15 protein-coding genes are annotated in these 14436 nt (G+C 59.9%); 8 read left to right on the top strand and 7 right to left on the bottom strand.

Annotated elements, in window-relative coordinates; all coding sequences use genetic code 11:
• The first annotated feature begins 54 nt into the window (after positions 1 to 54).
• The 5 genes from DA915_RS26845 to DA915_RS26825 all read left to right on the top strand — a co-directional run bounded on the left by DA915_RS26845 (position 55) and on the right by DA915_RS26825 (position 5336).
• Positions 55 to 747 (top strand): hydrolase, encoded by a 693-nt coding sequence (locus tag DA915_RS26845; protein ID WP_107677804.1) that lies wholly within the window; start codon positions 55 to 57, stop codon positions 745 to 747.
• Positions 748 to 819: 72 nt separating this feature from the next.
• Positions 820 to 1110: a XapX domain-containing protein gene (locus DA915_RS26840; RefSeq protein WP_020813626.1), complete on the top strand. Its 291-nt coding sequence runs from the start codon at positions 820 to 822 to the stop codon at positions 1108 to 1110.
• On the top strand, positions 1110 to 3092 hold the full coding sequence (locus tag DA915_RS26835) for an amidohydrolase (RefSeq protein WP_107677803.1): 1983 nt from the start codon (positions 1110 to 1112) through the stop codon (positions 3090 to 3092). Before DA915_RS26840 ends, DA915_RS26835 begins: the two co-directional genes overlap by 1 nt.
• Before the next feature lie 208 nt (positions 3093 to 3300).
• Positions 3301 to 3741, top strand: coding sequence for a DoxX family protein (locus DA915_RS26830; protein ID WP_020813628.1), 441 nt, complete (start codon positions 3301 to 3303; stop codon positions 3739 to 3741).
• On the top strand, positions 3738 to 5336 hold the full coding sequence (locus DA915_RS26825; protein ID WP_107677802.1) for an MFS transporter: 1599 nt from the start codon (positions 3738 to 3740) through the stop codon (positions 5334 to 5336). Before DA915_RS26830 ends, DA915_RS26825 begins: the two co-directional genes overlap by 4 nt.
• 54 nt (positions 5337 to 5390) lie before the next feature.
• Here DA915_RS26825 and DA915_RS26820 read toward each other — a convergent pair whose 3' ends face one another.
• On the bottom strand, positions 5391 to 6173 hold the full coding sequence (locus DA915_RS26820; protein ID WP_060723765.1) for a pyrroline-5-carboxylate reductase: 783 nt from the start codon (positions 6171 to 6173) through the stop codon (positions 5391 to 5393).
• Positions 6174 to 6415: 242 nt separating this feature from the next.
• On the opposite strand from DA915_RS26820, the gene DA915_RS26815 reads away from it, so the two are divergent.
• Positions 6416 to 7027 (top strand): 3'-5' exonuclease, encoded by a 612-nt coding sequence (locus tag DA915_RS26815; protein ID WP_107677801.1) that lies wholly within the window; start codon positions 6416 to 6418, stop codon positions 7025 to 7027.
• 20 nt (positions 7028 to 7047) lie between these two features.
• Here DA915_RS26815 and DA915_RS26810 read toward each other — a convergent pair whose 3' ends face one another.
• Positions 7048 to 7902, bottom strand: coding sequence for a LysR family transcriptional regulator (locus DA915_RS26810; protein WP_003522061.1), 855 nt, complete (start codon positions 7900 to 7902; stop codon positions 7048 to 7050).
• A gap of 130 nt (positions 7903 to 8032) precedes the next feature.
• Here DA915_RS26810 and DA915_RS26805 point away from each other — a divergent pair, with 130 nt between their 5' ends.
• Positions 8033 to 9550 (top strand): MFS transporter, encoded by a 1518-nt coding sequence (locus DA915_RS26805; protein WP_080864637.1) that lies wholly within the window; start codon positions 8033 to 8035, stop codon positions 9548 to 9550.
• A 30-nt stretch (positions 9551 to 9580) separates the two neighbouring features.
• Here the strand turns inward: DA915_RS26805 and DA915_RS26800 are convergent, their stop codons facing one another.
• From DA915_RS26800 to DA915_RS26790, 3 genes are all read right to left on the bottom strand, one after another.
• A complete protein-coding gene (locus DA915_RS26800; protein ID WP_107677800.1) occupies positions 9581 to 10534 on the bottom strand; it encodes a DUF535 family protein in 954 nt (317 codons plus the stop codon).
• 151 nt (positions 10535 to 10685) lie between these two features.
• Positions 10686 to 11843 (bottom strand): ATP-binding protein, encoded by a 1158-nt coding sequence (locus DA915_RS26795; protein WP_107677799.1) that lies wholly within the window; start codon positions 11841 to 11843, stop codon positions 10686 to 10688.
• Positions 11840 to 12538, bottom strand: a complete 699-nt coding sequence (locus DA915_RS26790) for a response regulator (protein ID WP_107677798.1) — start codon at positions 12536 to 12538, stop codon at positions 11840 to 11842. Before DA915_RS26790 ends, DA915_RS26795 begins: the two co-directional genes overlap by 4 nt.
• A gap of 483 nt (positions 12539 to 13021) precedes the next feature.
• On the opposite strand from DA915_RS26790, the gene DA915_RS29345 reads away from it, so the two are divergent.
• The gene (locus DA915_RS29345) at positions 13022 to 13549 is read left to right on the top strand and encodes a phosphatase PAP2 family protein (protein WP_244600792.1); all 528 of its coding nucleotides are present in this window, start codon (positions 13022 to 13024) and stop codon (positions 13547 to 13549) included.
• An 87-nt stretch (positions 13550 to 13636) separates the two neighbouring features.
• Here DA915_RS29345 and DA915_RS26780 read toward each other — a convergent pair whose 3' ends face one another.
• Entirely contained in the window at positions 13637 to 13921 is a 285-nt protein-coding gene (locus tag DA915_RS26780) for a copper-binding protein (protein ID WP_080867454.1), read from the bottom strand.
• A gap of 23 nt (positions 13922 to 13944) precedes the next feature.
• Complete coding sequence (locus DA915_RS26775; RefSeq protein ID WP_107677796.1) at positions 13945 to 14421, bottom strand: plastocyanin/azurin family copper-binding protein; 477 nt, start codon at positions 14419 to 14421, stop codon at positions 13945 to 13947.
• Between the last annotated feature and the right edge of the window lie 15 nt (positions 14422 to 14436).

Below are 14436 nucleotides of genomic sequence, written 5' to 3'. Positions count from 1 at the left end.
TCCTAGTTTCCACCGCCGTAGATCGGCAATCACCACCTGAACGGAGAACTGAAAATGTCCAAGCTCGAAGTCCTTACCCCCGCCAACAGCCAGCTCATCTTCATCGACCAGCAGCCGCAGATGGCTTTCGGTGTGCAGTCGATCGATCGCCAGACCCTGAAGAACAATGTCGTCGGCCTCGCCAAGGCGGCAAAGATCTTCAACATCCCGACGACCATCACCACGGTCGAAACGGAAAGCTTCTCCGGTAACACCTTTCCGGAGCTGCTCGCGGTCTTCCCGGAAAACGACATTCTCGAGCGTACCTCGATGAATTCCTGGGACGACCAGAATGTTCGCGATGCGCTGGCCAAGAACGCCGCCGGTGGCCGCAAGAAGATTGTCGTCTCCGGCCTGTGGACGGAAGTCTGCAACACCACCTTCGCACTCTCGGCTCTCCATGATGTCGCGGACTACGAGATCTACATGGTGGCGGACGCCTCCGGTGGTACTTCTCTCGACGCGCATAAATATGCGATGGACCGCATGGTGCAGGCCGGTATCATTCCCGTGACCTGGCAGCAGGTGCTGCTCGAATGGCAGCGCGACTGGGCACGCAAGGAAACCTATGACGCCGTCACCACGCTGGTGAAGGAACATTCCGGCGCTTACGGCATGGGCATCGATTATGCCGTCACCCATGTCCATGGCGGTGAAGAACGCGTGAAGCACGGCAAGCGCATCGGCCCCAACCCGGCCAAGAAATAAGCTTTCAACCACGCCGCACCGGCAGGATCGCCATCCAGTCCGGTGCGGCTTTCACCCAGCGAGGAGGTTTCGATGAAAGTCTATCTTCTGTCCCTTGGCGCCGGTCTGCTGGTCGGCATCGTTTACAGCCTGCTTAATGTGCGTTCTCCTGCACCGCCCGTCATTGCTCTCGTCGGTCTGCTCGGCATATTGGTTGGAGAGCAGATCATCCCCCTCGCGAAGACCATCGTCGGCAAGGAGCCGGCCGTGGTTTCGTGGATCAACCAGATCAAGCCGCATATGTTCGGCCATATGCCGAAGGGTGGCGCTGAAACAACTGGCCTTGCCGAGGTCAAACAGCCTATCAACCGGGAGAGAAGCTGATGCCGACACGACGCACCTTTCTTGGCGCGGCTTCGAGCCTTGCCTTTCCGAATCTGTTTTCACCGGCTAAGGCCGCTGATCTCATCAAGACCGGAGGTTCTTCCATGCACCCAGATACGATCCTTCACAACGGCCGCGTCACGACGCTCGACCGCGGCAATCCGAATGCAACGGCAGTGGCCATCAAGGATGGCCTGTTTCTGGAAGTGGGAAGCGATGCCGAGGTTATGGCCCTTGCCGGGCCGGATACGAAGATCATCGACCTGAAGGGCAAGCGGGTTCTGCCCGGCCTGATCGACAACCACACCCACGTCGTGCGCGGCGGCCTGAACTTCAACATGGAACTGCGCTGGGATGGCGTGCGCTCGCTTGCAGATGCCATGGACATGCTGAAGCGTCAGGTGGCTATTACCCCGGCCCCGCAATGGGTGCGGGTCGTGGGCGGTTTCACCGAGCATCAATTCGTTGAAAAGCGCCTGCCGACCATCGAGGAAATCAATGCGGTGGCGCCGGATACGCCGGTCTTCCTGTTGCATCTTTATGACCGGGCGCTGCTGAACGGCGCAGCACTTCGCGCCGTCGGTTACACCAAGGATACGCCGAACCCGCCTGGTGGCGAGATCACCCGCGATGCGAATGGCAATCCGACCGGCCTGCTGCTCGCCAAGCCGAATGCCGGCATCCTCTATTCGACGCTCGCCAAGGGGCCGAAGCTGCCTCTCGATTATCAGGTCAATTCCACGCGCCACTTCATGCGCGAGCTGAACAGGCTGGGTGTGACCGGCGTGATCGACGCGGGCGGCGGCTTCCAGAATTACCCTGATGATTACGAAGTGATCCAGAAGCTGTCGGATGAGAACCAGATGACGGTTCGGCTGGCCTACAACCTCTTCACCCAGAAGCCGAAGCAGGAGAAGGAGGACTTCCTCAACTGGACGTCATCGGTCAAATACAAGCAGGGTAACGACTACTTCCGGCACAATGGTGCAGGCGAAATGCTGGTCTTTTCCGCTGCCGATTTCGAGGATTTCCGCCAGCCACGGCCGGACATGCCGCCGGAAATGGAAGGCGAGCTTGAAGACGTTGTCCGGATTCTGGCGGAAAACCGCTGGCCCTGGCGTCTGCACGCCACCTATGACGAGACCATTTCGCGGGCGCTGGATGTCTTCGAAAAGGTCAACCGGGATATCCCGCTCGAAGGGTTGAACTGGTTTTTTGATCATGCCGAAACCATCTCCGACCGCTCGATCGACCGCATCGCCGCGCTTGGCGGCGGCATCGCAACCCAGCACCGCATGGCCTATCAGGGCGAATATTTCGTTGAACGGTATGGTCAGGGCGTGGCGGAGGCCACACCGCCGATTGCGCGGATGCTGGAAAAGGGCGTGAACGTTTCGGCCGGTACGGATGCAACGCGCGTCGCCTCCTATAATCCGTGGGTGTCGCTGTTCTGGATGGTGACGGGCAAGACGGTGGGCGGCATGCAGCTTTATCCGCGCGCCAACTGCCTCGACCGCGAGACGGCGCTGCGCATGTGGACCGAAAAAGTCACCTGGTTCTCCAACGAGGAAGGCAAGAAGGGCCGCATCGAAAAAGGCCAGTTCGCCGATCTCGTGGTGCCGGACAAGGATTATTTCTCCTGCGCGGAGGATGAAATCTCCTTCCTTACATCCGAACTGACCATGGTCGGCGGCAAGATCGTCTATGGCGCCGGCGACTTCAGGACGCTTGATGAAAGCAATATTCCGCCGGCGATGCCCGACTGGTCGCCTGTGCGAACCTTCGGTGGTTATGCCGCCTGGGGTGAGCCGCAGGGTGCCGGAAAGAACTCGCTCAGACGGGCGGCGATCTCGTCTTGCGGCTGTGCCAGTGATTGCGGTGTGCATGGTCACGACCATGCCGGCGCCTGGACGTCGAAACTGCCGATTGCCGATCTGAAGGGCTTTTTCGGCGCTCTCGGCTGCTCCTGCTGGGCGGTCTGAGGCTGATTGGCAAGAGAAATCCAACGGGCAGTGGATTGCCGCTGCCCGTTGTCTGCGAAAGATCCGGCGATAAAAAGAATATTACAAAATTCGCAATTATATAGAAACTATTGATGCAATTGTTGGCGGTAATCCTTTGCGCCAATATCGCTCCATCACATGAACGCAGCGCCGCTCGAACCGACCGGCCAGATCGCAGGAGCAAAAAATGACCGAGCCATCTTCAACCCTTCGCCTTCGCGGCTTCCTCGCAAATGTCGTTGCCGCCCCCGCCACAAAGACCCTTGCGCTTCTGGCGCTTTGCTCGGCCTATATTCAGGGGCCGCTGACCAAGATCTTCGACTTCCCCGGCGCGATCGCCGAGATGAACCATTTTGGCCTTCAGCCGGCGGCCGCATTCGCCGTCGTCGTCATCCTGTTCGAACTCACCGCCTCCGCATTGGTGGTGTCGGGCTTCCTGCGTTGGGCAGGTGCTCTGGCACTTGCGGGCTTCACGCTTCTGGCCACCTTCATCGCTCTTCGCTTCTGGGAAATGGCGCCCGGCATGGACCGCATGATGGCCACCAACGCCTTCTTCGAGCATCTTGGCCTTGCCGGCGCCTTCATCATCGTCGCCGCAATCGATCTCACGAAAGGAACAGGCAAATGAGTGCCGCAAAATCCTCGGCGAGCAGCTTTGCTCCTCTTGCGCAACCAGTTTTCGCCGTCCTCTGGGCCGCGACGGTGCTCGGCAATACCGGCAGTTTCATGCGCGATGTCGCCAGTTCATGGCTGATGACCGATCTTTCGGCCTCGCCGGCGGCCGTCGCCATGGTTCAGGCGGCAGGGACGCTGCCGATCTTTCTTCTGGCAATTCCGGCCGGCGTGCTGACCGATATTCTCGACCGCCGCAAATTCCTGATCGCCGTGCAGCTGTTGCTGGCCTCCGTCAGCGTCACCCTCATGGTTCTGGCCCAAACCGGCCTGTTGTCCGTCAGCGCGCTGATCGGTCTCACCTTCCTCGGCGGCACCGGCGCCGCGCTGATGGGCCCGACCTGGCAGGCCATCGTGCCGGAGCTGGTGAAACGTGAGGATATCAAGAGCGCCGTGGCGCTGAACTCGCTCGGCATCAACATCGCCCGTTCCATCGGCCCGGCCGCCGGCGGCATCCTGCTCGCGGCCTTCGGGGCGGCCTTTACCTATGGCGCTGATGTCGCCAGCTATTTCGTGGTTATCGCCGCCCTTCTGTGGTGGCCACGGGCAAAGAACGCCAATGATGCACTGGCGGAAGGTTTCTTCGGCGCATTCCGGGCGGGCCTTCGTTATACCCGCGCCAGCAAGCCGCTGCATGTCGTCCTGCTGCGGGCAGCGATCTTCTTTGCATTCGCCAGTGCTGTCTGGGCGCTGCTCCCTCTGGTCGCCCGGCAACTGCTCGGTGGAGATGCGAGCTTCTACGGTATCCTGCTCGGTGCCGTCGGTGCCGGCGCCATCTGCGGCGCGCTGGTCATGCCGAAGCTGCGCGAACGTTTCGATGCCGATGCCCTGTTGCTGGGTGCGGCTCTCACGACTGCGCTCGTCATGGCTGGACTGTCCTTCGCACCGCCAAAGTGGCTTGCCATCATCATCCTGCTGTTCCTCGGTGGCGCATGGATCACGGCGCTGACGACGCTGAATGGCGCAGCCCAGGCAGTTCTGCCGAACTGGGTGCGTGGCCGTGGCCTTGCCGTCTATCTCACCGTCTTCAATGGCGCGATGACGGCCGGCAGCCTTGGCTGGGGTGCTGTTGGTGAAGCCACAGGCGTGCCGGGTGCGTTGCTGATCGGCGCTGCGGGATTGCTGGTTGCGGGCCTCGTCATGCACCGTCTGAAACTGCCTGCGGGCGATGCGGATATGGTGCCGTCCAACCATTGGCCCGAACCGCTCGTTGCCGAGCCGGTAGCTCATGATCGCGGCCCGGTTCTGATCCTGATCGAATATAATGTCGAAAAGCATCACCGTTCCGATTTCCTGCATGCGCTGGACGAACTCTCCCAGGAACGTCGCCGCGATGGCGCCTATGGCTGGGGCGTGACGGAAGACTCCGCCGATCCGCAGAAGATTGTCGAATGGTTCATGGTGGAATCCTGGGCTGAACATCTGCGCCAGCACAAGCGGGTTTCCCATGCCGACGCGGATTTGCAGGGCAAGGTGCTGGCTTACCATTCCGGACTGGAAAAGCCTGTCGTGCGGCACTTCCTAACAATCAACCGTCCGGGGAAGGCATAAGACAGAAAGGGGCCGAAAGGCCCCTTTTTTGTTGTTGCCGTTGCACCTGTCCGGCTATTGCGTAATCCGCTCCAGCACGCGGCTCAATGCGTCTTTCAGCGCCCCTGAGCCGCCCTTGCCGTCGAAGTCCAGCAGCACCTGCTCGTTGAGGCCGCCTTTTGTCGCGAACTCACGGCTGATCTCGTTGAAATCCGCCTTGCTTCCAGCAAGCACCGCCACCTCGGAGAGGCCGGCGAAGAGGGGGGCAAGATAAGCGCGCGCCTTTTCTTCCGGCAGACCGTTCTCGGCCAGCCATTCCGTCGTGGTTTGCATAATTCCGAAATAGGTGGCCATCAGAGCGCTGGCCGCGGCCAGAAGGTCGTATTCCGCCTTGGTCTCGCATTCCACCGCATTGCCGAGCACGTTGAAGATTGCGGCAGTATCCGTATCAGCGGGATAGATGGCGGTGACGCCCTTGCGCCGGGCGACGAAGGGTAGCGGGATTGCCTGGGTGAGACGCACATCCGCGCCGATCCAGTCCAGAAGCGACTCGCGGCTGGTTGCCGCCACGACGCTGATGACCTTCTGCCCGTCGCGGAACCGGAGAGGCCGGATGACCTCTTCGGCGATCTGCGGACGGATCGCGAGCATGACGGTATCGCAGCCATCGACGATCGCCTGATTGTCGCCGGAGATGATCACCTGCGGAAAATCGACTGCAAGCCTGGCCGAGATATCCGCGCTGCGCTGGGACACCATGACATGCGGCAAGGCGGTAGGCCTGGCGAGCAGGCCCCGTACCATTGCATCGGTAATGGCGCCGGTTCCGATAAAGCCGATTTTCTGGGGAAGGGACATGAGGTCTCCGCTGCGGCGATTGGACCGAGAGAGACATCGGCCGTGTCATTTTCGTTCGATGCTAAATTTTCCGCCGGGAATTGTCGACAAGCAGGCGGCATTAATTTGCAAGCGAGGCGGCGCCTTCCCGGCACACCCGCACATGATGGCGCGCCCCGTTAAGAATGCTATGGTTTGCGCGTGGTCGCGACGTTGGGCCGAGCGACCTTGCCGCGGTTAACATGTGGACGGGAGTGCTGACGATGAAAAAGGCGATCATATTCGACTGCGAGTTCCTCTGCCTTGAGGGGTCGCAGCGCAGGTTCTGGTGCGCGGCCCATGACCCGGATCCGGTCATCGCGCAGATCGGCGCCGTCAAGCTCGGGCTGGAGGGCGATTTTCCGCTTCTGGGGACCTATAAAGCCTATATATCTCCGATCGACCGCCATGGCGGAAGATACGCGATCGATCCTTTCTTCACCCGGCTGACGGGTATCACCGAGGAGATCATCGAAGCGGAAGGCGTTCCCTTGCAGGAGGCCCTTTCAAGCTTCGACAGTTTCACGCAAGGCGCCCGATGCTGGTCATGGGGCAAGGACGAGCTGAACATGGTGGCGATCAGCTGTTATGTCGCCGGCATCCAGCCGCCCATGCCCGCCGGCCGTTTCGACAACGCCGTCAAACTTCTGCTTGCAGCGGGAATGCCGGTGGAGGATCTGGCAAAAACGCCAAGCAACAGGCTGGCCGATTATTACGGCGTCGAGCATCCGCCATTGCAGGGACACGATGCGCTCGATGACGCGCTTTCGGTTTCCTATACACTGCAACATCTCCTGAAGGGCGGAAAGCTGCCGCCGGAAGTGTTCGGCGCCTAACCGATGTCAGGCGGCTTGCGTCACGATCCCGGCCGATGCTCGCGAAAGGCGGCGGCGAGCGTGCGTAACGCTTCCCGGGATCTGCTGTCCGTCAGGGTCGAGAACATGATGATTTCGGTAGAGGGCAGGGGCGGCAGGCCAAAACGCTGGCTGACCTCCACCGTGCCGGGTGGTGCAAGACGGGAGGAGAAGGCGGAAACCGCAAGCCCGGCCGAGACGGCTGCGGTTACCATCGACGATGTGCCGCCAAGAAACACCTCCGTCCACGCAATCGCCGCCGCATCCAGGGCGCGGGTGGCGATGTCACGCACACCACAGGCGGGTGAGAGCGCCGCCAGCCGCAGCGGTTCACCCTGACGGTGTTCGAATTGCGGGGTTGCATACCAGCCGAAATGTTCCGGCCCGAGCACCTCGCCGTCGCGCCTGTCGTCTTCGCGGCGGATGATCGCCGCATCGATCTCCCCGCGGTCGAAGGCATCTAGCAGGGATCGGGAATGATCCATGCGCACTTCAATCGTAAGCCCGGGGTCGTGGTCGTTGAGACGTGCAAGAAGGGTCGGAACCTCCGGTCCCGCCACATGGGCGGCAATACCAAGGCCGAAACGGCGGCGCGGCGAGGAAAGCCCTGCAAGAGCCCGATCATGCGCGGCGAGAAACTCGCGGGCGGGTGCCAGAAATACCGCACCCTGTGCGGATAGCCGCACGGAGCGGGGTGTGCGTTCGAGCAGCCGCTGGCCGAGCCTGTCCTCCAGCCGTTTGAGCTTGACGCTGATGGCGCCCTGGGTGGTGCCGAGCGCTTCGGCAGCGCGGGTGAAGCTCTGCATATCGGCGATGGTGACGAAGGCCTCGACGGCCTCAACATCCAGCGTGCTCATGTCGATTATTCCGATTTGTTGTCTCTGAAATAGCCAATCATCCAATTCAGTTATGGTCAAGCTTTGTCTAGCCTGCCTCCTCCACAGATCGGTTTTCGCCATTGCGCGCCGATCCATGAAAGGCTGAAGAATGACCCTTGCCGTTACCGCACCAGCGGGCAGCAGAAGCGCCATGGCGCTCGCTGCCGTCTGTCTCTCCGCCCTGATGTTCGGACTGGAAATTTCCAGCGTTCCGGCGATCCTGCCAACCCTCGAACAGGTGCTGCACGCGGATTTCCGGCAGCTTCAGTGGATCATGAATGCCTATACGATCGGCGTGACGATGGTGCTGATGGCGACGGGCGCGCTGGCCGATCGCTTCGGCCGCAAACGTGTCTTCATCGCCAGCATCGCCGCTTTCTCGCTGTCCTCTCTCGCCTGCGGAATGACGGAAAACGTCTCGGTGCTGATCGGCGCGCGTTTCCTGCAGGGACTGAGCGGCGGGGCGATGCTGGTGTGCCAGATCGCCATCCTGTCGCATCAGTTCCGCACGGCCCGTGAACGCGGCATGGCGTTCGGCTGGTGGGGCATCGTCTCGGGCGTGGGGCTGGGTTTCGGCCCGATCATCGGCGGCGCCATCGTCGCGCTGTGGAGCTGGGAATGGGTGTTCCTCGTTCACGTCGCCCTTGGCGTGGGAACATGGCTGCTCGCCGCCGGTGGTGTGGGAGAATCGCGAGATCCGGAAGCGGCGCGTCTCGATATTGCCGGCATGGTCACGCTCTCGGTTGCCGTTTTTTGCCTTGCCTTTTTCATCACGCAGGGACCCGAACTCGGTTTTGTGGGCCCGGCGGCGCTTCTGATCCTTGGCGTCTCGGTTGCGAGCTTCATCGCCTTCGTGTTCGCTGAAAAGCTCAACACGCGACCGATGTTCGACTTCTCCGTCTTCCGCATCCGGCCTTTTTCCGGGGCGATCATCGGTTCGGCGGCGATGAACATCAGCTTCTGGCCGTTCATGATCTATCTGCCGATCTGGTTTCAGGCAGGCCTCGGTTATGACAGCGTCACCGCCGGCCTCGGCCTGCTTGCCTATACGTTGCCGGCGCTGGTGGTGCCGCCTTTGGCGGAGCGCCTGTCGTTGCGCTACCAGCCGCGCCTCGTCATACCGGCCGGGCTGTTCACCATCGGCCTCGGTTTCATGTTGATGAAATTGGGAAGCGGCATCGAAAGTGCGAGCTGGCTCACCATGCTGCCCGGCTGCATCCTTGCCGGTATCGGGCTCGGACTGACCAATACGCCTGTTACCAACACCACCACGGGGGCGGTTTCCCCCGCTCGTTCCGGCATGGCTTCGGGTATCGACATGAGCGCGCGCATGATCTCGCTCGCCATCAACATCCCGATCATGGGCTTTATTCTGGTCGAGGGCGTCCGGGCTTCGCTTCTGGCAAACCTGCCATCAGGTGCTGACATCAATGCGTTGCAGTCGCTTGCGGAAAAGATCGCGGCGGGCACCGCCGGCGCGGCGCAGGGTGTTTCGGAAGAGCTCGTCCATCAGGCGCTTGCGGACGGTTTTGGTCTGGTCATGCTTTATGCCGGCACCAGCGTCTGGTTCCTTGCCGCCATCAGTTTCATGATCTTCGGTCCGGCGCGAAAACCTGCCCATGGTTAGCGCGAAGTCCCAGGCAACCTGGGACGAGCCTCAGGCGCTTTCGTTTACTCCGGCCTCGGCGAGACGTTTGCCGAGGCTGAAAAAAGAGGACTTCATTTGGCTGCGTTTGTCTCCACCCTCAAGGCTGGAGAAGGGCACTTTGAAACCGAATATTTCATCCGGCTCGCCAGAGCGTTCCCGCCAGAATGCATCGATGTCCGAAACCATCATTTTTTGCCGTCGGGCGCGCCGGTAGCGGATGGGGTGTCTGGAGTGGGCGACAGCGAAATAGTCATGTGCACCCTCACCAGCGAGACCTTGCAGAACCATCAATGCAGCCTCCTTGGGACGAAGTCCCGAGAGATCGCGCGTCATCGACACCATTTGTTCCTTCGCGGCGCGTGGGCCCTGCATGCCGCCAACGACAATCGTGTGGTTCTGTGTCTCGCGCCCTTCAACGAAAGTGAACGTTGCCGTCCACAGAACGGTGTTGTCATGGCTATCCATGAGTCTGATGGAAAACGCACCCTCGTGTCGGCCGCCGCAACAATCCGCCAAGGCCAGTATGCATCGATATTCATCGTTCCGGCCGCAAACGGTGCCCATATCAATGGTTTTTCCCGCCCACAGCCCGGCCATCACGCTCCTGGAAAAATGCCGGTCCGCAATTGCGAAATTATCCATGAGAAGAGCCAGCCGTCTCGTCTGGGAAACTTTATTGATGAGGAGTTTCGACAGGGGTTTCTGGAGAAGGTCGTCATGCGGGAGCGGTAATTTTCGCTCTGTTGAAAAATCCGCCAGAAACCGCCACCACCGAAAGGTGACCAATGGATTGATCGCAAAACGCAGCCAGAAAAGGACCGTCCGCTTCCAGTAGGCGCGTCGGGCAAAGGTCATAATTCTCCAGAACAACAAAAAACGGGGTGTTTCCGAAACTGTCTCGGCCACATCATCCGTGACCGGGAGTTTCTCTGCCAGAACGGCAGCATCTTGAATGCGCGACATAAATGGGCTTCCGGCAGAACATTGCGTTCAGCCGGGGCATGCGCTGGAATTGTCAAGATTCTGTCGAGAAACGGCCTGTCCCATGTGAAGACCGGTTCGTCGCCTCAGCGCAAAAACAAGCAACCGCAAAGAGACGGTTGGCCGGGAGATTTTAGGAGGCTTCCCCGAATACAATCGTCACGATAGTTCCGCCATCCGGCCGCGCCTTTATCTGCAGATCGCTGTCATGCGCCCGTGCGATTGCGCGGGCAATCGACAGGCCGAGACCGGTGCCACCGGTTTTGCGCGCGCGCGACGGTTCCGTCCGCCAGAAGAGTTCGATGCCGTGCGCCTCGACGCCAGCGGGAAAGCCCGGCCCTTTATCCTCGATCGCGACAAAGGCGCGCCCGTCCTGAAGCCCGGTCGAACAACGCAGAAACCCGCCGCTCGCCGCGTAGCGGCGCACATTATCCATCAGAATCAGCAGAAGCTGCCGAAGGCGTTGTCGATCGCCGCAAACGGGTGCGGGCTCCAGCGACATATCGAGATCAATGCCGACCTCATCCATCAGTGGCCGGGCCGCTTCAGCCACCGCCGCGCATTCGGCGGCGAGATCAAGCGGTTCGGTGTCTTTGACGAGACTGTTGGTTTCCGCCAGCGAAAGCGTGCGCAAATCGTCAACAAGACGCGCCAGTCCCTCAACATGGACGATGAGGTGGCGAATGGCTTGCTTGTCGAGGGGAAAGACATCATCCGCGATGCCGTGCAAACGGCCCCGCAGGATCGTGAGTGGGGTGCGCAGCTCGTGGGCCACCGCCATCGTGTTGAACTTCAGCCGGCGTTCCATCATCTGAAGTTCCCGCGTCAGAGTCTCGAAACTGTCAACCAGAAATGCGACTTCGGCGATGGGGCTCGCCTTGATCTTTGCGCCGCCGCTGAAGTTGCCGGTCGCCATGCGCCGCGCGGCATCAGCAAGTTCGCCGAGAGGTGCGGCAATGCGCCGAGATATGAAATAACCAAGCAAGCTGCACAGGAAGACACCGAGCAATCCGAAGACGAACACCGATTTGATAAGCTCGTTATCTGCCTGATCCTCCAGGCCCGGCAAAACCTCGACAAGGGCTTGAAGTTGGCGTTGATCCGGCATCATGCCCAGGTCGATATCCGAAAAGGCCTTGGCGGCATCGGGCGACAGCTGGGCGATGATGCGCTCCTCAATGTTGTCCGCATACCAGGAAACGCCGAAATAGACCAAAGCAACGGCAAAGATGAGCATCGTGGTGATGGTGATCGCCGTCATCGTGCGCAGGCGGAGTCGCCAGGGCTTCATGGTTTTTGCTCCCCGGCCAGCCGATAACCGACGCTGCGCACCGAGACCAGATAACCGCAGGCGCCATGATCCGTCAGTTTCTTGCGCAGATTGGCGATATGTGTGTCGATGGTGCGCGCCAGCGCATCGCTTTCCGGCAGGCAGGCGTCGAGAATGTCGGCGCGCTGAAAGGCGTGAGTGGGACGGCGCGTCATATGGGCGAGGATCCGGAACTCGCTCAGCGTCAGGGGCAGAACGGCCCGCTCTCCACCATGGCAGACGGCCGCGACATAAGCTTCGGTGTCCACTTCTATGGACCCGAAGCGCAAAACCCCGCCGGAGCCTGGCTGTCGCGTGCGTTTCAGCACGGCATTCACCCGGGCGATCAACTCATGCGGGTTGAAAGGTTTGACGATGTAATCGTCAGCGCCGAGGCGAAGGCCGGTCAGCTTGTCCATATCCTCCGCAAGAGAGGTGACCATGATGACGGGCGTTTCCCGTTCCCGCCGGATGCGGTTCAACACCTCGATGCCATCGAATTTCGGCAGGCGGATGTCGAGGAGAACCAGATCCGGCCTCAACATGGAGAAATGGGTCAGCGCCGTTTCTCCATCGCTGGCTCTGACGGTTCTGTATCCTTCGCGAATGAGATAGGCGTCCAGAATCTGAATGATATCAGGGTCGTCTTCGACGATCAGAATAAGCCCTTTGTCCATGCTGAACCCGCAAATTTATTCATATATAGGCTGTGGTGGTGGCGGGACGCTAAGCGGATGCGAAACGTCGGGCAAGAGCCTCTATCCTCTAATAAAGCCAATGCGCACCGCTTTCCTTGCAGTCTTGTGTCTTTCTCCGCAATGCCTTGACATTTCTGCGGAAGAGAACTGGTCATGCACCAGTCTCTCGCCAGTAAAACCCACCAAAAGAAGCGGAATTGGACCCGGCGGTCGAAATTTCGCGCAAACGCCGTCTTTGTCGTCCGTCAGGCATTTGCGAGTGCTTCCGGCAGCCCCTCTCTGCAGGCTCTTCTGGTCGCCTTTGCGATGATGATCGTCTTTACGATCAGGCCGGATATCGATCTTGAAGTGAGCCGGCAATTCTGGGCGGACGGTTTCACCCTCGGTGAGGACGAGTTCCTGATTGCCGTCCGTGATCTGAACCGCATGCTTCCGGCGGTCTTGTTATCAGGACTTGCGGGCATGCTTTTCGCCATGCCATTTTCGCGCGGCCTGCTACGGCTTTTCCCGCCACATAAGCTGCTGTTTATTATGGTCTTTTTTGCTCTTGGACCAGGCGCCACGGTGCATGCCCTGAAAAACCTGTTCGGCAGGGCAAGGCCGCGGCATCTCGCAGAGTTCGGGGGAGAGCTGTTTTTTACGCCGGTTCTTTCCCTCAATGGCAGCTGCGCCCGAAACTGCTCTTTTCCTTCCGGTGAAAGTGCTTCCGCAGTCGCCCTCCTGGCCTTCATCATCCTCCTGCCAGAGAAATTTCGCCTGATAGGCACCGCAATACTGGCGCCGTTTATCGTGATTGTCTCCCTGAACAGGGTGGCGATGGGGGCTCACTTCCTCTCCGATGTCCTGATTGCATGGCCCTTGATGCTCGTGGTGTTCCTTCTGCTCCAGCGGCCGTTCATGAATAATCGGCAGGCGATAGACGCGGCCTTCGCGCCCAAGGTCGACGGATCGCGGCCCGCCGCAGGACCAAGGCCATTTGCCGAACACTAGAGTTCGCAGGACGTCCTGACACCAATACAGAAAGGGCAGCGGAAAACCGCTGCCCTTTCTGTTTCTTTTGGACCGGTTGCTGAGGCCTTATTTCACCTGTGCGACGACAAGCTTACCTTCGGCGCGTTCTGCAATGAACTCGATATTGGCGCCTTCCTTGAGCCTGGCGAGGATCGCATCGTCCTTGACGCGGAACACCATCGTCATGGCCGGCATGTCGAGGTTCTTCAGTTCTTCATGGATGATGGTGACTTTCTTGGCCGCAGCATCAACCTTCTTGACCGTTCCCTTGGTGAATTCCTCTGCGAATGCACTGAGGGGAGCGGTGAGCAGGAGTGCTGCTGCGACGGTGATTTTAACGATGGTCTTCATGGTCATATTCCTTTGTTGCTGGATTATTTTGCAGAAACTTTGAGATCGCCGCGCATGCCCGCCTCGTAATGTCCGGGTTTCAGGCAGGCGAATTCGAACATGCCGTCATTGGTGAATTTCCAGACGATTTCGCCGCTTTCGCCCGGCGCGAGGCTGATGGCGTTCGGATTGTCGTGCTCCATCTCCGGCGCCTTCGCCATGGCGGCCTTGTGCTCCAGATTGGCCTTCTGTTCATCGAGAATGAATTCATGGTCCAGTTCGCCGACATTCTTCACGACAAAGCGAACTGTCTTACCCTTCTTGAATTCGAACTTGGCGGGCGTGAACAGCATCTTGCCGTCGGACGTTTCCTTCATCGTCACCTGAATGGTCTGGGTCACCTTGGCCTTGTCGCCGGGTTCACCGATCGCCATCGCTGCATGGCCGCCGCCGTGGGTGCCCGATGCCAGGGCAGGCGTGGCGAGAGCGGTGAGAAGCAGTGCAAGTTTCAATTTGGTCATTCTGTATGTTCCTTG

It is taken from the genome of Agrobacterium sp. LAD9, from assembly GCF_003031125.1.
GTDB lineage: Bacteria > Pseudomonadota > Alphaproteobacteria > Rhizobiales > Rhizobiaceae > Agrobacterium > Agrobacterium radiobacter.
This window is presented reverse-complemented; position numbering and strand designations above follow the sequence as displayed.